Annotated in this window: 16 protein-coding genes; 11 read left to right on the top strand and 5 right to left on the bottom strand. The window is 49.5% G+C overall.

The features are described from left to right. The first annotated feature begins 40 nt into the window (after positions 1–40). Positions 41–1,123, top strand: coding sequence for a peptidylprolyl isomerase (locus AC50Y5_RS18230; RefSeq protein ID WP_494862671.1), 1,083 nt, complete (start codon positions 41–43; stop codon positions 1,121–1,123). Between the two features lie 971 nt (positions 1,124–2,094). Here AC50Y5_RS18230 and AC50Y5_RS18225 read toward each other — a convergent pair. Together AC50Y5_RS18225 and AC50Y5_RS18220 are read right to left on the bottom strand one after the other, a co-directional pair. After that, positions 2,095–2,952, bottom strand: a complete 858-nt coding sequence (locus AC50Y5_RS18225; RefSeq protein WP_494862667.1) for an SDR family oxidoreductase — start codon at positions 2,950–2,952, stop codon at positions 2,095–2,097. Positions 2,953–3,109: 157 nt separating this feature from the next. Further along, positions 3,110–3,526 carry an Rrf2 family transcriptional regulator gene (locus AC50Y5_RS18220; protein WP_056033431.1) on the bottom strand — a complete coding sequence of 139 codons (417 nt, stop codon included), beginning with the start codon at positions 3,524–3,526 and terminating at the stop codon, positions 3,110–3,112. Positions 3,527–3,736: 210 nt separating this feature from the next. On the opposite strand from AC50Y5_RS18220, the gene AC50Y5_RS18215 reads away from it, so the two are divergent. The 8 genes from AC50Y5_RS18215 (at position 3,737) to AC50Y5_RS18180 (ending at position 13,768) form a co-directional block, all read left to right on the top strand. Then, on the top strand, positions 3,737–4,903 hold the full coding sequence (locus tag AC50Y5_RS18215) for a TerD family protein (protein ID WP_494862665.1): 1,167 nt from the start codon (positions 3,737–3,739) through the stop codon (positions 4,901–4,903). Positions 4,904–5,378: 475 nt separating this feature from the next. Further along, positions 5,379–6,266, top strand: coding sequence for a carbohydrate ABC transporter permease (locus AC50Y5_RS18210; protein ID WP_056033439.1), 888 nt, complete (start codon positions 5,379–5,381; stop codon positions 6,264–6,266). A gap of 18 nt (positions 6,267–6,284) precedes the next feature. Next, positions 6,285–7,142 (top strand): carbohydrate ABC transporter permease, encoded by an 858-nt coding sequence (locus tag AC50Y5_RS18205; RefSeq protein ID WP_494862662.1) that lies wholly within the window; start codon positions 6,285–6,287, stop codon positions 7,140–7,142. A gap of 56 nt (positions 7,143–7,198) precedes the next feature. Next, positions 7,199–8,473, top strand: a complete 1,275-nt coding sequence (locus AC50Y5_RS18200; protein WP_494862660.1) for an ABC transporter substrate-binding protein — start codon at positions 7,199–7,201, stop codon at positions 8,471–8,473. A gap of 36 nt (positions 8,474–8,509) precedes the next feature. Beyond that, positions 8,510–10,111 carry a glycoside hydrolase family 43 protein gene (locus AC50Y5_RS18195; RefSeq protein WP_494862899.1) on the top strand — a complete coding sequence of 534 codons (1,602 nt, stop codon included), beginning with the start codon at positions 8,510–8,512 and terminating at the stop codon, positions 10,109–10,111. Positions 10,112–10,148: 37 nt separating this feature from the next. Continuing rightward, positions 10,149–11,171, top strand: coding sequence for an NAD(P)-dependent alcohol dehydrogenase (locus AC50Y5_RS18190; RefSeq protein WP_494862658.1), 1,023 nt, complete (start codon positions 10,149–10,151; stop codon positions 11,169–11,171). Between the two features lie 52 nt (positions 11,172–11,223). Beyond that, a complete protein-coding gene (locus tag AC50Y5_RS18185) occupies positions 11,224–13,023 on the top strand; it encodes a sensor histidine kinase (protein ID WP_494862656.1) in 1,800 nt (599 codons plus the stop codon). Further along, positions 12,998–13,768: a response regulator transcription factor gene (locus AC50Y5_RS18180; protein ID WP_494862654.1), complete on the top strand. Its 771-nt coding sequence runs from the start codon at positions 12,998–13,000 to the stop codon at positions 13,766–13,768. The genes AC50Y5_RS18185 and AC50Y5_RS18180 overlap by 26 nt, the downstream gene beginning before the upstream one ends. Before the next feature lie 74 nt (positions 13,769–13,842). Here the strand turns inward: AC50Y5_RS18180 and AC50Y5_RS18175 are convergent, their stop codons facing one another. From AC50Y5_RS18175 to AC50Y5_RS18165, 3 genes are all read right to left on the bottom strand, one after another. Continuing rightward, positions 13,843–14,697, bottom strand: a complete 855-nt coding sequence (locus AC50Y5_RS18175) for an alpha/beta fold hydrolase (RefSeq protein ID WP_494862652.1) — start codon at positions 14,695–14,697, stop codon at positions 13,843–13,845. Between the two features lie 291 nt (positions 14,698–14,988). Next, positions 14,989–15,609 carry a TetR/AcrR family transcriptional regulator gene (locus AC50Y5_RS18170; protein ID WP_494862650.1) on the bottom strand — a complete coding sequence of 207 codons (621 nt, stop codon included), beginning with the start codon at positions 15,607–15,609 and terminating at the stop codon, positions 14,989–14,991. 172 nt (positions 15,610–15,781) lie between these two features. Further along, positions 15,782–17,245: a DHA2 family efflux MFS transporter permease subunit gene (locus tag AC50Y5_RS18165; protein ID WP_056033463.1), complete on the bottom strand. Its 1,464-nt coding sequence runs from the start codon at positions 17,243–17,245 to the stop codon at positions 15,782–15,784. A gap of 285 nt (positions 17,246–17,530) precedes the next feature. Here AC50Y5_RS18165 and AC50Y5_RS18160 point away from each other — a divergent pair, with 285 nt between their 5' ends. Continuing rightward, a complete protein-coding gene (locus AC50Y5_RS18160; RefSeq protein WP_494862647.1) occupies positions 17,531–18,421 on the top strand; it encodes a carbohydrate ABC transporter permease in 891 nt (296 codons plus the stop codon). A gap of 15 nt (positions 18,422–18,436) precedes the next feature. After that, complete coding sequence (locus tag AC50Y5_RS18155) at positions 18,437–19,273, top strand: carbohydrate ABC transporter permease (protein ID WP_494862645.1); 837 nt, start codon at positions 18,437–18,439, stop codon at positions 19,271–19,273. The last annotated feature ends 20 nt before the right edge of the window (positions 19,274–19,293 follow it).

The following is a 19,293-nucleotide window of genomic DNA, read 5'->3' as shown; positions in this document are numbered from 1 at the left end:
GAGAGGAACAGGGGATATCGGATGCGAATGGAGGAGACGGATGAATCGGAGAGGGTCTAACCAAATGTTTTTCAACACAGCTAAGTCTCGAATTGTGCTATTTGCTGTCGTTGTTGGAGTAGTGGCGGTTATTTCAGTCGCAGGGTTCGCAGCCTTGTTGCCCTCCGAGCCTCAAGGAGAGGAGATCATCCTAGAGGTGGGCGGCTTGCCTGTCACCGAAGCCGAATTTCTGCTTTATATGGAGAAGGAAAAAGGGGCCGTCACCAACTATTTCAACGTAACCTATGGGGCCGAAGATAGTGAAGCCTACTGGACGGAAACGTTCGGAGCAGAGCGTCCAATTGATAAGCTTAGACAGCAAGCAATGGACGAGGCTGTCAAAGGAAAAACCTTGCAGCTGCTGGCCGTAGAGCATGGGCTTGTGGCAGACAGCTCCTTTCGAAGCTTCGTTGAACGTTGGGAGAAAAACAATGCAGAGCGGGGCGAAAGCAAAGAGCAGGGGAAGGCAATTTTTGGCCTGGCCCAATACGATCTCAGCCAATATTATTTCTACTCCTTAAGCCAATTAAGGCTGGACCTTGAGGAGAAGCTGGGAGAAGGGGCATTAAAGGTAACGAAGGACGAAGTGAAGGACCGTTATCAATTCCATGCTGCAAAGTTTGAAAATCAAACCCAAATTACCTTTAATGAACTGTCCGTCTCCTACAGCAAGGAAGAACGGGAAGCGGCAGGCGAGAAAATAAAGCTGGCTCTTAAGCAGCTAGACTCCGGCACGCCTTTTGCAGAAGTGGGGAGGAAGTACGGCAAAGACGGCATACGCCAGAGCTCGCTCATTCTAGAGCAGCAAGCCTCTCCGCTCAAGGCCGACACCTTGCTGAAGCAGGCCGCTGAAACATTAAAGGTTGGCGAGCATTCTGCCATTATTGATCAGGGCAGCAGCTTCTCCATTATTCAGCTGATCGACAAAAATGAACAGTATGCGGTTCCCCTTGCGAGCCTGGAGTCCCAGCTGCAAAGCGAAGTGCTTCATCATAAATTCGAGCGTTATTTTGAGGAAAAGGTAAAAGCGGTGGACATTACGGTAAATCAAGAGGCCTTTGATCGGTTGAAGGCAGGAGCGTGAACAGCCAAATAGGAGTAGGAACAGCTGCGAAAGGACATGAATAGCCAGAAAGGAGTAGGAACAGCCGCGAAGGGACATGGATATCCAGACAGGAGTAGGAACAGCCGCGAAGGGACATGGATAGCCAGACAGGAGTAGGAACAGCCGCGAAGGGACATGGATAGCCGCACAGGAGCATGAATTGCTAAACAGGAACATGAACAGCCACACAGGTGTTTAAAACGCCAAATAGGAGCACGGACAGCCAAACTTGAGTAACTAGGTGTGTATGTAAACCGGAGCTGGGGTGCAACTCCTTGCTGCGTGTTTATTCAAGACTAATCTCATCTGATGATTCAAGGAAAGGGGAACCTTAATTTGCGATTGTAACTGAGAGCACTGTAGCTCAGAGCGCTTTAGCTGAAGCACTGTAGCTGAGAGCACTGTAGCTGAGAGCACTGTAGCTGAGAGCAAGTTAGCTGAAGCACTGTAGTTGAGAATTCGAAGCTCGGGATGCTCACTGCTTTTTTGGAGGACTGAGGTTCCGCTATTCTGGCTTTTGACCCGATTTCTGGCCTTAAGCGGACAGGAAATCCGTTATTGCCCTCCGTACCCCGCCAAAATGGCCGATTGTGGAGCATTAGCGTCTCCTGAGTCCGCAGCCTGTGCCATAACCCTGATTTTGTTGAAATAGCGTCTGCTGTGTCCGCCGAGTCTAGCTTTGTGCCGGGTGCAAACCCCGAATCCCCGAATCCCCGAATCTCCGAATCCCCGAATCCCCGAATCCCCGAATCCCCGAATCCCCGAATCCCTGAAACGAAGAGCATGAAGCTGCCTTTCGGTATGTATGATCGCCTTGACAAGGGGGGCACATATCCAAGTCCGGTTTCAAGCCGTTGTATTTAAAACGAGGCTGTCCGGAGGTCATTTCTGACCTTTCGAGACAGCCTCGCTTCATTTTTTACCATAAATATCCTATTATCCGCGATAGCTTAACGTCCAGATAGAGCTGTAACAAATGCGCTCAAAGGAGCAGCCGGACGTCCAAGCAGCGTTTCCAGATCATTGCTCTCTACATCGAGGGAGCCTTCACGGATTGCGCCTTGCATATCCACAAACATCGCTACGACAAAATCAGGCAATCCGGCTTGAGTCAATGCTTGGCCGAATGCAGCATCGTCTACATCCACGACGTTGATCTCTTTGCCCAACGCTTCGCCAGTGATAGCTGCCAGCTCAGCTTGCGTACGAGGCTTGCCCGACAGCTCGTAAACAGTATTGTCATGTCCTTCGCCAGCTAGAACAGCCGCCGCCGCTTCGGCATAATCACTGCGCAAGGCCCAGCCTGTGCGAGCAGTTCCTGCGGCATTCAGCCATGGAGCGCCATGAATGGCGCCCTGCACGCTGCCTGCTTCATTTTCAACATACCAATTGTTCCGCAGCAGCGAATAGGGAATGCCCGTCGCCAGAATGGCTGCTTCCGCAGCGCGATGTACTTCTGCGAGCGAAAGCGTGCTCTTATCGGCTTTGGCAACACTTGTATAAGCGATGAAGCCTACTCCTGCTTTTTTAGCTGCATCGATAGCAGCTTGATGCTGGCGAATACGTGTAGCATTATCTGCATCAGCGGAAACGATCAGCAAACGGTCTACACCGGCAAAAGCTTTATCGAGGGTTTCGGGCTGATCGAAATCACCGTAGCGAACGTCAACGCCTAGTGCCTGCAAATGCGCGGCTTTTTCTGGTGTACGCACACTTACCGCGAGCTGTTCAGCGGGCAGCTTTTTCAACAGGGAATCGATTACGTGAGAGCCAAATTGTCCAGTTGCGCCAGTTACTAAAATTTTCATGATTCATTCCTCCATTAGGTGGTTTTGTGTGTAATAAAACGGAACTCCACTATCGAATTCCCCTTGTAGCCTAGATTTATTTACTATTGAAACTTTCAATGTTATAACTCAAGTGGTTACAACGAGCGCATAAAAAAAGCTGCTGCAAGAGCTTTTTTCAACCTACTTGTCCCATCATCTTCGCGATGCTCACGCTGCTTAATTTCTGCTCCATAGCAGCTTGGGCTTCAGCCAGTTCTGCCGTAAGCGAGGCTTCAATGGTTCTGCCTACAGGGCAGCGCGGACTAGAATTTTGATGAAAATTGAACAAGGGCCCCTCATCAATGACTTCAACCGCATGATACACTTCCAATAAGCTAATAGATGCGGGGTCTTTCAAAAGAGTAGCACCCCCAACACCGGGCCGGACGCTAATCAAGCGGGCTTTTTTCAGCTGGGCCATAATTCTTCGGATGACGACGGGATTCGTATTCACGCTGCCAGCAATAATATCCCCTGTGCAATCTCCCGGCATAACAGCAATCAACGTCAAAATATGGACTCCCATCGAGAAGCGGCTGCTGAGTTGTTTCATTGTTATCACCACCGTTGTAACTATCATAGTTACTTCTGAGCAGAAAGTCAATCCTGTTATTTTATTTTTTGTGTTTGGTTCATTGCTTTTGCATGACTTGGGTGAAGAGAAATCTAAGAAGCTGTTACGATGTCTATAGTCATTAATTCGTGTGATATACTAAAAATGTGTCATTTTGTAAAATAGGAGATTGATAAGGAGGGGTTATCCATGATCCTCACAAAAGGTCAAAAAATCGATGTTACAAAAGGTCGCGGGATTACTGATATTGCAATTGGGCTTTCTTGGCAGGCGGCAGATCCAGCAATCGATATAAATGCATCAGCTTTTCTCTTAAATCAAGCAGGTGTATGTGCCCAGGATGAAGATATGATCTTCTACAATCAACAGTCCAGCCGGCAGCATGCCGTTGCACACTCAGGTCCGGCGAATGGTGATCGAGAGCTTATAAAAATTTCGGTAGGAAAGATACCGAGTGATATACATAAAATCGCGGTAACACTCACCATTCATGATGGGGAATTGAACGGCCAAGCCTTTTCGCAAGTTCGTAGCGCTGTCGGGCGAATCTATAACCCGATCAACGGAGAAGAGATAGGAAGATTTAACTTCGGAGAAGGCCTTAGCAAAGAAACAGCCATCGTTGTTGGCGAATTTTATCTCCATAAAGGGGAGTGGAAGTTTAGCGCCGTCGGAAGCGGTTTTGAGGGAGGGCTCGCCGCTCTTGTTAGCAACTTTGGACTCAAAGTATACAGCGAATCACATGCGGAAGTGGCTGCTGCTGCTGAACCCGCTGTTTCCCCTGCAAAGCCAAACCAATTGCTAAAAATAGAGCTCAAGAAGAAAGAGAGCATTAGCATTCAAAAGTCATCCAAGGTTACGGCGACTCTGGAATGGCAAACGGATAAGGATTTGGATTTGTATTGTTTTTATGTAACAAAGGACAGGCAGGTTGGCAAAATCTATTATCGCAACCTTGGATCGCCTCATACTGCTCCGTACATTCAACTGGATGGGGATGCTGCGGGGCATGGTAAAGAAACGATAGTTATTCATCGTCCGGAAGCGTTAAAATTCGTTTTATTTGCCGCCTATAGCGCAATAAGCAATGGATCGGGTAGCTTTAGATCGATGAAGGTTCGTGCAGTTGTTGATAATCATCAGGGCCAAACCGTAACAGCACCACTGCTCGAAAAAAACGATTACGCTTATTGGGTGGCAATTGCCCACATCGATTTCACAAATGCCAAGAAAATGCGAGTCAGCCACGTTGAAAAATATTCCAATGACGGGGTGGAGCGCAGTCCGCTTCTTTATGAAAAAGGCGATTTTAAAATGGATGTTGGCCCAGAAGAGTTTAAGGATGATTGGGACTGAGGTTCCGCTATTCTGGCTTTTTATGCGATTTCGGGCAGTATGCGGACAGGAGATCTGTTATCGTCCTCATTATCCCTTCAAAATGGTGATTGGCATCGCAATAGCTGCTCCTGAGTCCGCGAACTATGCCATAACCCGTTATTCGATAGAAATAGGGTCTTCTGTGTCCACCAAGCCTATCGATCGGGAATACGTTTGACGCGGGCTGCTTCTAGCAGGATTTGGGGGTATTATGTTCCCATTCACGTCCTACTACAATAGTCGGCACAAACTAAAAGCTTCCTCTCAAAAGAACCGCATTCAGACGAATGCGGTTTTTTTTGTTTTATTCCATCGCCCGACCGGACGAACCAATGAAAGTGCTATTTTACCTAATCAACGTGTCATTACAATGATTTATGTCATTGATAAAATAATGAAAACGGATACAACGCAACAGGCATCATGCGCATTAAGCTAGGAGAGGGTGTTACGGATGAACGAGACAGGCGTCAGACGCTTGGGCAGCAGACTGTTTTTCATGGGTCCCGCGCTGTTGATTTTTTTGGCAATCGTAGTTGTGCCGATCAGTATGAGCATTTATTATAGCTTCTTCCAATGGGACGGAGTTTCGGCAAAGATTTTTAATGGAGGGGACAATTTCAATCGGCTGATTCATGATCCGATTCTATGGACCTCGCTCAAAAATTCCGTGTACTTAACTTTGGGAGCGCTTTTAATTCAGCTGCCTGTCGGTTTGTTCTTTGCCATTGTGCTTAGCTACAAGCTGAGAGGGTCGAATTTTTTGAAAACGATTTATTTCACGCCGGTTATGCTGTCTACAGCCGTGCTTGGCATTTTGTGGGGGCAAATTTACGACCCGAATTTCGGGCTGCTGAATAATTTGCTTATGCAGCTTGGGCTCGACAACTGGGCACATGCCTGGCTCGGAGAGGAAGCGACGGCGCTAGGGTCGGTAATCGCAGTTGTTGCTTGGCAGTTTATCGGCTTTTATATTATCGTCTATTTCGGAGCGCTTCAGGGCATTTCCGAAGAGGTGCTGGAATCGGCACGAGTAGAGGGCGCAGGAGAGTGGAGAATTATTTTCAGCATCCAAATCCCGCTGATCTGGCCGACCATTACGTTCACGGTGCTGAACTGTGTGATTAATTCTTTGAAATATTTCGACCTGATTTATATTATGACGGGCGGCGGGCCGAATAATAGCAGTGAAGTGCTAGCAAGCTATATGATGAAAAATGCATTCCGCATGATGGACTTCGGATATGGCAGCACCATCTCTACTTTCCTGCTGCTGTTCGGGCTGTGCCTCGCATTTATTATTTCCAAGCTTCTGAGCCGTACAGGCGCCAGATTCGAATAAGAGAAAGGAGAGATGAAGGTGAGCGCGACTCAAACAATGCAGCCGGCGGGGACGCGTGGCAAAGGTTTTTCCCGATTGCTGCTGTATGTGCTGTTACTGGTGCATCTCGTATTTACAGGATATCCGTTCGTATGGATGGTCATTTCCTCATTCAAAACCAACAAAGAGTATTTCGCCAACCCTTGGGGGCTGCCGGAATCGTGGCATTTCGATAATTTTGTGCAGGCCTGGAACCAAGGAATCAACGGCTATTTGTTCAACAGCTTGTACATTACTTTCTTCTCGGTTATCGGGCTGCTGGTCGTATCGACGCTGATTGGCTTTTACTTATCGATTCGGCCGTTTAAAGGCTCGAAGCTGCTGCTGGGGGCATTTTTTCTCGGCATGATGATTCCGATCCACAGCACCTTGATTCCATTGTTTACGATGGCGAACAAGCTGGGCATGTATGATTCGTTCTGGGCGTTGTTTTTCCCTTATGTCGCCTTTAATCTTCCGGTCGCTGTCTTTATTGCCCATGGTTTCTTTCAAGGGGTGCCGAAGGAGCTGGAGGAGGCGGCCATGATTGACGGCTGCTCGATCTACCAGACGTTTTTCAAAGTGTATTTTCCAATTGCGAAGCCTGTGCTGGCGACGATTACGATTCTTTCCTTTTTCAACATTATGAATGATTTCGTCTTTCCGCTCGTTATGGTATCCAAAGAATCGCTCAAAACACTGCCGCTCGGCCTTATGATGTTCAAAGGCAACTTCAGTGCCGATTATTCGCTCATCAGCGCGGCATTGGTCATTACGACAGCTCCGATCATTATTTTATATATGTTTCTGCAAAAGTATATTCAAAAGGGGGTTGTAGCGGGCTCGGTTAAAGGTTGATCGAAACATCTATTTATGAGCTGCGGCATTCGACACTATTCAAGGGGGAAACAAACATGAAAAAGGGTCTTATTTTATTGTTGGCAATGATGATGGTAGTAATGGCAGGCTGCTCTAACGCCGGAAACAAGGCGGAAGGCGAAGCGACGGAGGCAGCATCGGGCGATGTAACGAAGCTGACCATGTGGAGCATGGAGACGAGAAACAAAGATATTATTGAAAAGTCGATCAAGCAATTCAACGATGAGCATCCAAATGTTGAGCTTACGGCTGAGTTTTTTGAAGACGAGGCTTTGAAAACAAAAATGAAAGTAGCCATTACAGGCAACCAGGTGCCGGATATTATTACGTATTGGAGCGGTGAAACTTTCGACACGCTCGTATCCAACAGCATGCTGGGCGATATTACCGAGCCGCTTAACAAGGATGAAGCATTCAAAAACGATGTGCTTAACGGCGGATTGGAAACGTTCTCTTACGACGGCAAAAACTACGGTATTCCCGTTCTGTTCAGCGGAGTATCCCTGTGGTACAACAAGCAAATTTTTGAGGAAAATGGCCTGACTCCTCCGACAACCTACGAGGAGCTGCTAAGCGTTGTAGACCAACTGAACGCTAAAAATATCGTTCCGATTACAGTTGCAGGCAAAGACCGCTGGCCGGTTCTGCACTGGTTCTCTTATCTGGCACAGCGCATCGGCGGCATGGAGCCGTTCGAGAAAGCGAAAAAAGGCGAAGCCGATTTCACTCAGGACAGCTTTGTGAAAGCGGGCGAAATGCTGCGTGAGCTTGCTGTCGATCATAAAGGCTTCATCAATGGCTTCCTTGGCCTTGATTATGCAGCGGCTGAATCACTGTTCACGAACGGCAAAGCTGCGATGTATTTGCAAGGCGAATGGGCAATGAACTCCTTCCTGGATGGCGACTTTGCCGATAAAGTAGGCTTTGTGCCATTCCCGACAGTTGATGGCGGCCAAGGCGGCATTAACATTTACCAAGGCGGCTTCGGCGCCGGCATGGCGATTTCCTCGAAGACGAACCAAGAAGCTGCTTATGAGGCGATCCGTTTCCTCACAGACTCGCTGCAACGGAAAGAAATTAACGAGGGCGCGAACATCAGCCCGATGAAAAACCCTGGACTTGACGAGGCGAAAATGAACCCACTGGCGTTTGCCTACGACAGCTCGATCAGCAGCAGCCTGGAAGGCTTCTTCAGCTACTACGACCAAGCGCTTGACGCGAAGCGTGCGGAGCAGTTTTTGAACTCGGTCGGTGCGATCGTCGGTCAAAACGCAAGCAGCGTAAAAGACGAGCTGGCGAAAATCAAGTAATAGCAGCTAGAACTTACGAGACAGGAGGCGTTTACGATTAACGTAATTAACAATCCGATACTTCGGGGCTTCAACCCCGATCCTTCGATCATTCGTGTCGGAGACGATTATTATATTGCGACCTCGACTTTCGAATGGTTTCCCGGTGTCCAAATTCATCATTCTCGCGATTTGAAAAACTGGCGGGTGCTCACGCACCCGCTTACCCGGGCGAGCCAGCTCGATATGATCGGCAATCCCGACTCCGGCGGAGTATGGGCGCCGTGCCTGAGCTACCATAACGGCATCTTCTACCTGGTGTTTACCGATGTGAAGAGCCATATGGGGCCTTTCAAGGACACGCATAACTATGTCGTTACAGCAACCGAGATTATGGGGCCTTGGTCAGAGCCGATTTATTTGAACAGCAGCGGCTTTGACCCTTCCCTGTTCCATGATGAGGATGGCACCAAATGGCTGGTCAATTTGACATGGGATCACCGCAAAGGGAAAAACCCGTTTGGCGGCATCGTTATTCAGCAGTATTCCGAGGAATTAAAGGCGCTGACGGGGCCGATTCAAACGATATTCGACGGCACGCCGCTTGGCTTGACCGAAGGTCCTCACATTTACCGCCATGACGGCTATTATTATTTGATTACCGCCGAGGGCGGCACGCGTTTTGGCCATGCGGCTACGGTTGCTCGCTCCCGGACGCTGCTTGGCACCTACGAGGCCGATCCGGCTGGGCCGCTCCTTACGTCGGCGGACCGCCCAGAGCTTGAACTGCAAAAGGCGGGTCATGTCAGTCTGGTTGAGACGCAGGCTGGGCAGCTGTACATTGCCCATCTGTGCGCGCGGCCGCTCAGCCCTTCGGGAAGCTGCACGCTTGGACGGGAAACGGCCCTTCAGAGGGTCGTTTGGACGGAGGACGGCTGGCTGCGCCTTATCAGCGGAGGCCATTCTCCAGAAGTTCAGGTGAGCGCGTCTGCGCTTCCGGAGCATCGTTTTGCGGCGGAGCCGGAGATCGAGCATTTTGACGGGGATGCGATCAGCATTCATCTTCATACGCTGCGCGAGCCGCGGAGCGAGCAATGGGCAACGCTGAAGGAGCGTCCGGGCCATATGAGGCTGAAGGGAAGAGAATCGCTGTATTCCTCCCACCGGCAGAGCCTGATCGCACGCCGCCAGCAATCGTTCACAGTAGATGCTGAAACGGTCGTTGAATTTGAGCCAGATACTTATCAGCAGCTTGCTGGGCTTGTATACTATTACAATACAAAGAATTATTATTACTTATGGATCAGCCGCGATGAGCAGCTGGGCAAATGCCTTGGCATTATGTCGAGCGACCGCTCTGTCTATGATGAGCCGCTTGAGCAGCCCGTATCGATTGATGGGGCCGAGCGCTGCTATTTAAAGGCGGAAGTCCGCCATGAGGCGCTGCAATTCTATTATTCGCTGGATGGAGCGGCTTGGCAGCCAATTGGCCCTGTTCTGGATGCCAGCAAAATATCGGATGAAAACGCCGAGCTGGTGAAGGATGGCATTGCGCTTGATCAAGGCTTCACCGGGGCATTTATCGGCATTTGCGTACAGGATTTAAGCGGGCGAGGCAAGTATGCGGACTTTGATTATTTCAAGTATTCTGAAAGGTGAGCTGATGATGAGCATAAACGTAATGGATGCAGCCGTAATGAACAAACCGCTGGATATCGAGATTCAAAAAGTACCCGTCCCGACGCCGAAAGACGATGAGGCGCTCGTCAAAGTATATTGTATTGGCGTATGCGGCTCGGACGTTCATTATTATGAGCACGGAAGAATTGGCCGCTACGTCGTGGAAAAACCGATTATTCTCGGCCATGAGCTGGCTGGCGAGGTAGTAGCTGTCGGCGCAAGTGTATCCAATGTCGCGATTGGCGACCGGGTAGCGGTAGAGCCGGGCGTAGCCTGCGGCCGCTGTGAATATTGCAAGTCGGGCCGTTACAATTTGTGCCCAGACGTTGTTTTCATGGCAACGCCGCCGGTTGACGGCGCATGGGCTGAGTATGTGGCGGTGCGCAGCGATTTCCTATTCAAGCTGCCGGGTGAAATCAGCTTTGAGCAGGGCGCGCTTCTGGAGCCGTTGTCGGTAGGTCTTCACGCGATGAATCGCGCAAAGGTTACTCCCGCAGACCGTCTGCTCGTAACCGGGCTTGGTCCGATCGGCTTGCTTGCGATTCAGGCAGCAAAGGTGTTTGGCGTAAGTGAAATTTATGCGACGGACGTTGTGCCCTTCCGCCAGGAGCTGGCGAAGGAAATGGGCGTTACGGCGGTTATTGATCCGATGAAGGAAGATGTGCAGGCGCGCATTGCCGAATTGACCGGCGGAAAAGGCGTTACCGTTATCGTTGAGACATCGGGGAACGGAAGGGCTATCGCCGATGCGGTTCGCACCGTCAAGCGCGGCGGACGCATTGTGCTTGTCGGTATGCCGGCAGCCTCCGAAATTCCGGTTGATGTGAACGCGATCATCGATGCTGAGGTAGATGTGCTCGGATTGTTCCGTTATGCGAACACCTACCCGGGCGCCATTCAAGCACTCAGCCAGTCCAGCGTGGACATCGAGAAGGTCATTACCCATAAATATGCGCTGCGGGATACGAAGGAAGCGGTTGAAATGGCCCGCACGCAGAAGGACACGAGTATAAAAATCATGATCTATCCTAATAAATAATCGTATGCGGACAAAGCCTATCCTTTCATGAACTTTCGAGAGGATAGGTTTTGTGCAAGTTTTACTGGAGGAAGACGAAGTGGGCTATTTCAAAAAAATAGGGCTGGATCAGACGAGAGGCCAAATTTTTGTCAGCTTTATTTTGACCATGTCCATTGTCCTGCTCATTACGGTAAGCAGCCTCTATGTGCTGCTGTCCAAGGTGCAGCGGGAAAATGCGGCACTGTACATTGACGAGATTGCGCTGCAAGCAAGCGGGAGGCTGGAATCGCAGCTTAACGAGGTTAACGTTCTGACGCTGCAGCTCGCCATGGATGACCGGATACAAGAAGCGCTCGGCCTCGAGAAGCAGGGGCACTTGGCGGTTTATGACGAACGAATGAAGCTGAGGAGGCTGCTCATCGAGAAGACGGCCTACTCAGATACGATAAAGGATATTGAGCTTTACAGCTTGTCTCGCAGCCTCTACCCCATCGTGGAGAAGAGCATCGCAGAGCGGGTAGAGGAGCGTTATTTAAAGCAGGCGGATGAAATTCATCAGGCCGGAGCCATTATATGGATCGGACGTGATCCGGATAATCCGGAATATTTGCTGGCTGTCAGGCAGGTCAAGCTGGAGAAAGAGAAATATGCGAAGGGCGGCTATTTGCTCATTCGGCTTAAGCCTTCGATTATTGAGCTGGCCACTACGGACAAGGCGAAGGATAAAGGCCGGGTGATGCGTCTTCTTGACGAGAACAATAACAGCATGAACGTGGGGGAAGACAGCGGCCTGCTTCTGTCTGTCGGCGCACTTGAAGGGGAGAGCGGCGATTATGTAACGGTAGAGCGGGCGATACGGTCGACAGGCTGGAAGCTGCAAATAATGATTCCCAAACAAACGCTGACCGCCGACATTTACTTTTTGCGTGATGTGCTGCTGTGGGCGAGCGTGCTGAGCATTTTCGTATTTGCCCTGCTGTCTTATTATTTGTCCAAGTTTATTACCTCGCCGATCCGAAGCCTGACGCGCATCATTCAGGGCGGCAAGCACGGCAGTCCGCGGGAAAATCCCGACCAGTATTTCAACCGCGAGGTTAATCAGCTGAATATGACGTATAACCAGATGGTTAAGCAGATTAATTATTTGATTAAATCCGTATACGAGATTGAAATTGTGAAGAGCAAAAGTGAAATTAAAGCGCTTCATTCCCAAATCAATCCGCATTTTCTATTCAATACGCTCGATTCGCTCTACTGGGATCATATCCGCAAAGGAGAGCAGGAGCTGGCGCAAACCGTCATTCAGCTGGCCGATTTGTTCCGGTATACGATTCATTCAAGCACCCAGGACGGATTTGTCACCATCGATGAGGAGCTGGAGCAGGTCAAGCGGTATGGCGATATTATGAAAATGCGCTGGCGCGACAGGCTCGCCATTGAAATCGACTGCGAGCAGCAGCTCGGCAGCGTGCGAATTCCCAAGCTCGCGATTCAGCCGCTGGTTGAAAATGCTATTGTGCATGGCATAGAGCCTATGGAGCATGGCGGCACGATCAAGCTGCGCGTAAGGGAGGAAGCGGGCGTCATTTCCTTTACGGTGCACGATAATGGCATTGGCATAGACCCGGACCAGCTGCATCAAATAAGAGAACGCTTACAGAATGATTTGAGCATTGCCTTTGTTACGGGCAAAAACGGGATCGGCCTGTTCAATGTATGCAAGCTGATCCAGCTTCATTACGGCAAGCAATACGGCTTAACCATTGACAGCGCGCCGGGCGCCGGGACGACGATCGTATTGAAAATTCCGCTAAAGCCCGAGCCGGAGAGGGGAGCTTCTGACGATGAATCACAGCATATTGGTCGTTGATGATGAATACAACTCGCGCATGGGGGTGGCCTTCACTCTGGAGCAGTGGGGGGAGGACAAGGTGCAGGTCGATATGGCCGACAATGGAAAGCAGGCGATCCGTCTGCTTCGGGAGAAGCCGTATGATCTGCTCATAACTGATATTCGGATGCCGATCATGACGGGCATCGAGCTGCTTGAGGCGCTGCGCGGCGAGCAGAATGGCATAAATACGATTTTGCTCACTGGCTTTGCAGAATTTGAGTATGCCCAGAAAGGGCTGAAGCTTGGCGCCGTCGATTATTTGCTGAAGCCGATTCGGCAGGAGCAGCTCATTCAGGCGGTCGGAAAAGCGTTTCAATCCAAGTCGGAGGAAGCGGCAAACGGGCTTTCCTATGGCGTGCCATCGACCAATGCTTATATTCTTAGTGCCGTTAAGTATATCCATGAAAGTATCGGCATGCCTTTGTCCATCAAGGAGGTCGCCCAGCATGTCCATCTGAATCCGAGCTATCTCAGCGTGTTATTCAAGGAGGAGACGGGCGTAAGCTTCAGTGACTATGTCATCCGGCTGCGGATGAAGCGGGCCAAGGAGCTGCTTTATCATTCTCCGCTCAGCCTGGATGGCATTTCAGAGCAAATCGGCCTGCAGACGGCGAGCTATTTTATACGGATTTTCAAAAAATATGAAGGCATTACGCCGAAGCAGTACCGGGAGCAGCTTAAGCTGATGGCAGCTCACGGGAGCCAAGGGCCGCTGTCTTAGCTTCTAAAAGCTGCCCGAACAGCCCTCTTCCTTCTTATTCCGACTGTCTTAAGGAAGAAGAAGGAAGAGGGCTGTTATTGATTTTCAGCTAAAAAGGCAATCTGCTTACGATCAAATTCGGCAGCGTGCTTGCCTATCCAGATCAGGTGGCCCCATGCATCCAGCATAAAAGCTTCAGAATGTACAATATGGGCTTCGGCATACTCAGCATGGCTGGGAGCAACGCAGCGATCATTTTTGCTATGCATAATTAGTGTAGGAGCTTTAATGGAACGTAACTCTCTCGTATAATCTTTCTGGGTGTGCTCGAGATCAATAAGAAAGCCTTTATATGAACGCTGTCTGTTGTTCATTTCGCGAAATAATTCTACAGCAAGATTATCCAGCCTGGCATACGCCTCAGCTGGTGTTAGGGTGGAAAAGGAAGAAAGCAGCATCCTAAACGTGAGCCGCGGCAGAAGATTATTCATCCTAGCTAGGATGAGCCAAGTTCCTTTTTCCACTCCGGGTTTGAAAATCAGCCTTCCAATGCGATAGGCTGTATCGTTTGAAGAGAGCCAGGGCTTGGTGATTGCACATTGCAAGGTCAGGCTTGCCACTCGTTTAGGAAATTGCGCACAAAAAAGGATGCCTGTCGGCCCACCCGCTGAAACGGCAATAACATGTGCTTTTGCAATATGCAGGTGATCCAGCAGAGCCAAGTATAAATCACAGGCTTGCTGCAGCTCGGCAACAGGGGAGGTCTGACTATAGCCTGCTCGGGATGGGGTGATAATGGAATACCCTGAAGCGACAAGGTTCTGGTAGCCGAACTCTTCATAGCAGTTGGAGTGCCCGCCATGAAAAAGCAGCAGCGGCGTACCTTCGCCCACAATGGAGTATTCAAGCACATATTCACCTACTTGTATGGTGCTCACTTGGCGATCCATGACGTCCCATCCTTCCCAGCTGCTGCTCGTAATTTGTAACCGTGCACACGGATTTTTTTCGCAGCACAGAAGATCACCTCTATTGTTAAAAGTAATGCCCTGCCCAGCCGTTTTTCATGTAGAGCTTCGGCGGGTTCTAACGGAACAAGGACATAAAATACAATAAGCTCATATAAACCATCTTATATAACAGAAAGAGGGTGTCCACGGCCATTTAGGCCGATAGGACACCCTCTTATTTGATAATAAGGATATACGTACATTTCTTAGCTGGGCTGGCGAAGGAGCAAATCAATTGCCGTCCTTGCCCGCCTCTGGCGCTTCTATAAACATTGGCTCAATAAAGGTCGCTCTATATTGCTCAGAAATAAATTCCTTACTGTAGCCCTGTTCTGCGAAATGGGCCATCAGCTCTGGTGAAAATGAGGAAATGAGCAGGGATGCGGCGATGGTTGGCAAAATTTGCGGTCGCAGCTGCCCTGCTGCTGCGGCTTCCTCCAACAGTCCGCTGACCGTCGCATGCATGAAGGTATATGGCTCAGCTAGGAACCATTCTTGGTTGTTCTTCTCTTCGGCGCAAATAGCGGAAAGAATAGGACGTATATATTCACGCAGCTCAAGAGAAAAGAACAGCAGGCTTTGTATAAAGGCCGAAAGGCGTATGACGACGGGCTGCGCGGCTTTTTCCGTTAGGTCCCGCATCGTATTCGCCATGAACTGCTCGAATTGGCTATCCAAAACGGACATGCACAGCGCGCCCTTGTTTGGAAAACGCCGATAAAGCGTGCCCTGACCGATGCCTGCCTTTTTCGCAATTTGGTGCATATTGACCGCTTCAACGCCATGCTCGTTAAAAAGCTGGCGGGCCTTCTCGATAATATCCCGGCCCACCTCATCCATTTCAAAATTCAACTAGCTTTCACTTCCTTTATGCTCACTGCGAAGCCGCTCCGAGGGAGCAACACAAAACCGACTTTCTAGGAAAAATGCTTCGGAGGGGAATAACAAAAAAACGAAAAGGCCCGTTTTTTTGTTATTCCTGGGTCGTAAATTAAAACTGAAAACCCCAGTTTTAATTTACTCCCTAAGCCGCTCTTTTCTCCTCCACATCAGGTGCTTTGGTGCGCCGGATGAACAAGCCAAGCCCAAAGGCGATGAAGGCAATAATAAGCCCAACCAGAAACGCGCTGTGCATGCCGGATACAAAGCCTTTGACCTGCTCAAGCGGAGAGCCCGGATCAGTGGAGCTTTCCAAATATTTTTTTGTGCCGGATGACATAATGCTGATGAATAAAGCAGTACCGATTGCGCCGGCAACCTGCTGCAAAGTATTCAAAATTGCTGTGCCATGCGGGTACAGCTTGCGTGGCAGCTGATTGAGCGCCGTCGTCTGCGCAGGCATCATCACCATGGAAACGCCGATTAGCAGCACAACATGGATAAAGATAATATAACCTATACTTGTCAGCTCGTCGATGCCGTTAAACATCCATACCGCTGCCGCTGTAATAGCGAGCCCCGGAATGACGAGCACCCGTGGTCCAAACTTGTCGAACAGCACGCCGGAAACCGGAGCCATCAGGCCGTTGATAATGCCGCCCGGAAGCAAAATAAGTCCAGCAGCCAGAGCGGTTTTGCCAAGCGCGTTTTGCAGGAAAAGCGGCAGCAAAATCATCGTGGAAAACAGCGTCATCATCATCACCAGCATGAGCAAGGCGACAAGGCTGAACATCGGATATTTAAAGGCGCGCAAATCCAGCAGCGGCTGGCTCGACATGAGCTGCTTCACAATGAACAGCAGCAAGGCGATTGCGCCGACGACGATAGACCAAATGACGATGGAACTGCCCCAGCCATCCTCACCTGCTTTACTAAAGCCGTAAATCAGACCGCCAAAGCCGATGGATGACAATAAAATCGATACCAGGTCAACCTTTGGACGAGTGATATCCGAAACATTTTTCAAATAAACCGCCGCAAACACAATGGAGAAAACGGCGAGCGGAATAACTAAGAAAAACAACCAGCGCCAATTGAAGGATTCAATAATAAGCCCCGACAGCGTCGGACCGATAGCTGGCGCGCTCATAATAACGAGGCCGATCATGCCCATGGCGCCGCCACGTTTTTCCGGCGGGAAAATAACCAAAATCGTATTCATCATGACCGGAAGCATTAAGCCGGTGCCAAGCGCCTGAATGACGCGGCCGACAAGCAGCATCGGGAAGACGGTTGCCGTGCCGCAGACGACGGTTCCGACAAGAAATAAAATCATCGCCGACAAAAACATTTGCCGGGTGGTAAACCATTGCTGAAGCAATGCCGTAATCGGAACCAAAATGCCGACTACGAGCAAATATGCCGTCGACAACCATTGAATAGTCGCGTAGCTAATATCAAACTCCTTCATTAAATCGGGGAAAGCAATATTAAGCAGGGTTTCGTTCAGTATTGCGACAAATGCGCCTATAATAAGTGCCGCTACAATAGGTCCTCTTTTTATTCCACTCAAATCCTTGGGTGCTGTATCTAGACTTCCTGTGTTCAAAATCGTTCCTCCTCATGCCTTTCGTTTGTGTGCCAATGCTGCTAACGCTCTAAAATCAGTATGTCCCCGCTCCCGCTGGTTCACTCAGCCTCCATTCAGGCAGCCTATGCCGCTCCTTACGTGCGGACAATTGTCCGCACTGCTGAAAACCATTTTAGCGGACAATTGTCCGCAAGTCAACAGCGACAATAGTCGTTTCGTCCCCCCAGCATCATTGATTGCCCCATCCCGTATGAAAGGCGCCATCCTATACAATGAAGCTACAAAAGAAGGGGAGATGAAGGCATGCATAAAAATCGAATCGGGGCGTATTTGTTCAGCTTTCCAAGCTTTTTTCTAACCATAGCGCTCGGCATTTATCCGGTTGTATGGGCGCTTCGATATATGTTTTTTGATTATCAAGGGTTTGGGACACCGAAGTTTATCGGACTTGAGAACTTTGCGCGAGTGGGAAGGGATGCTGAATTTTGGCACTCCGTTCTGAATACTTTCATCTATGCGGGTGGAAAATTAATTATTACGCTGCCGCTATCGCTCATATTGGCGGTTATATTGAATCGGAAGCTGCGGGGACGGCATGCGTTTCGGGCGATTTTTTTCCTGCCAACGATTTTCAGCGCCTCTGTCATGTCCATCGTTTTCTATATTGTGTTCAACTCCTACAACGGCATTATTAATCAGTATTTAATGAAGCTGAACATCGTATCCGCTCCAGTGGACTGGCTGGGCGCTGCACATGCCATGACGACGATCGTCATTATTGCGGTGTGGGGAGCAGTCGGCAACTATATGCTGCTATTTATCGCCGGTCTTCAGAACATTCCAGAGGATGTGTATGAAGCGGCATCGCTGGATGGCGTAAACCCGGTGCAGCGGATGTGGTACATTACGATTCCAATGCTCGGTCCTGTTTTGCAAATGATTATTATGCTTGCGATTACAACGTCGCTTAAAGGCTACGAGAGCATTATGGTATTGACGGAGGGCGGTCCTTTCGGCAAAACCGAGGTTATGTATTTGTACCTGTACAAACTGTTCTTCCCGCTGACGACGTCTGGCACATCCGTGCAAAATATTGGCTACGGCAGCGCGGTCGGCTTTACAACGGCTGTTATTGTCGGTATTGTCACATGGCTGTATTTCTGGATGTCGAAAAAGCTTAATAACGTTTATTAAAAAGGGGGAACGATCATGACCATTCGTAAAATAGTACTTCGTACACCAGTATGGCTGCTTCTTCTTGTTACGGCAGCACTGATGCTTTTTCCAATCGTAATCGCGCTATTCGGCTCCTTCAAGACGAACCTGGAGCTGACAACGGGAGCGACGTTTCTCCCTTCTACCTGGCAGTTTAAAAACTATTTGCAGGCGTGGAATCAAGCTGATTTCTCCGCTTATACCTTCAATAGCTTATATGTAGCTGTGTTCGCTACGGTCGGCACTTTGCTCGTATCTTCCATGGCTGCTTATGCGGTCGATCGCGTTGCTTTCAGAGGAAAGAAACTGTTTATTCTGCTTCAATCGTTCACTTTGTTTATTTCGATCGGTGCGGTTGTGCTGCGTCCGCAATTTGATTTAATGGTATCCATTGGTTTGCAGAAATCGCTGTGGGGCGTCATAATTATTCTAATTAGTGCGCATGCAACTGCCTTCTTTATGGTAATCGGCTTTTTCCGCGGCATTCCGCGGGAGCTGGATGAAGCGGCGCTCATTGATGGCTGTAATTTCTACTCCACCTTCTGGCTCATTATTTTGCCGCTCCTGCGCCCGGCGCTGGCTGTCGTATCGCTATTCACATTCCGTAATGCATGGAATGAATATATATTGCCGCTCGTCTTTTCCCTTTCGCGCCCTGATCTGCAAACCTTGCCCGTGGGACTTGCGAACTTGCGCTACGGGGCGGGAGCCGCAGTTGAAAATCAACTGATGCTCGCCGGCGCATGTATTTCGATTTTCCCTATGCTCATCGTATATATTTTCGCTAACCGTTCATTTATGCAAGTTACGGCTGGCTCGGTTAAAGGCTAACAAACTCCATATGCATTGAG

Source organism: Paenibacillus sp. JT22N7, assembly GCF_059383875.1.
Note: the sequence above shows the minus strand (reverse complement) of the source record. Positions and strands in the feature narration are given on the sequence as shown.

Excerpts from the sequence above, each read along its gene's own strand:
- AC50Y5_RS18220 (WP_056033431.1), bottom strand. The coding sequence starts at position 3,526 with ATGAAACAACTCAGCAGCCGCTTCTCGATGGGAGTCCATATTTTGACG.
- AC50Y5_RS18225 (WP_494862667.1), bottom strand. The coding sequence starts at position 2,952 with ATGAAAATTTTAGTAACTGGCGCAACTGGACAATTTGGCTCTCACGTA.
- AC50Y5_RS18230 (WP_494862671.1), top strand. The coding sequence starts at position 41 with ATGAATCGGAGAGGGTCTAACCAAATGTTTTTCAACACAGCTAAGTCT.
- AC50Y5_RS18190 (WP_494862658.1), top strand. The coding sequence starts at position 10,149 with ATGAACAAACCGCTGGATATCGAGATTCAAAAAGTACCCGTCCCGACG.
- AC50Y5_RS18215 (WP_494862665.1), top strand. The coding sequence starts at position 3,737 with ATGATCCTCACAAAAGGTCAAAAAATCGATGTTACAAAAGGTCGCGGG.
- AC50Y5_RS18180 (WP_494862654.1), top strand. The coding sequence starts at position 12,998 with ATGAATCACAGCATATTGGTCGTTGATGATGAATACAACTCGCGCATG.
- AC50Y5_RS18200 (WP_494862660.1), top strand. The coding sequence starts at position 7,199 with ATGAAAAAGGGTCTTATTTTATTGTTGGCAATGATGATGGTAGTAATG.
- AC50Y5_RS18160 (WP_494862647.1), top strand. The coding sequence starts at position 17,531 with ATGCATAAAAATCGAATCGGGGCGTATTTGTTCAGCTTTCCAAGCTTT.
- AC50Y5_RS18210 (WP_056033439.1), top strand. The coding sequence starts at position 5,379 with ATGAACGAGACAGGCGTCAGACGCTTGGGCAGCAGACTGTTTTTCATG.
- AC50Y5_RS18175 (WP_494862652.1), bottom strand. The coding sequence starts at position 14,697 with ATGGATCGCCAAGTGAGCACCATACAAGTAGGTGAATATGTGCTTGAA.
- AC50Y5_RS18155 (WP_494862645.1), top strand. The coding sequence starts at position 18,437 with ATGACCATTCGTAAAATAGTACTTCGTACACCAGTATGGCTGCTTCTT.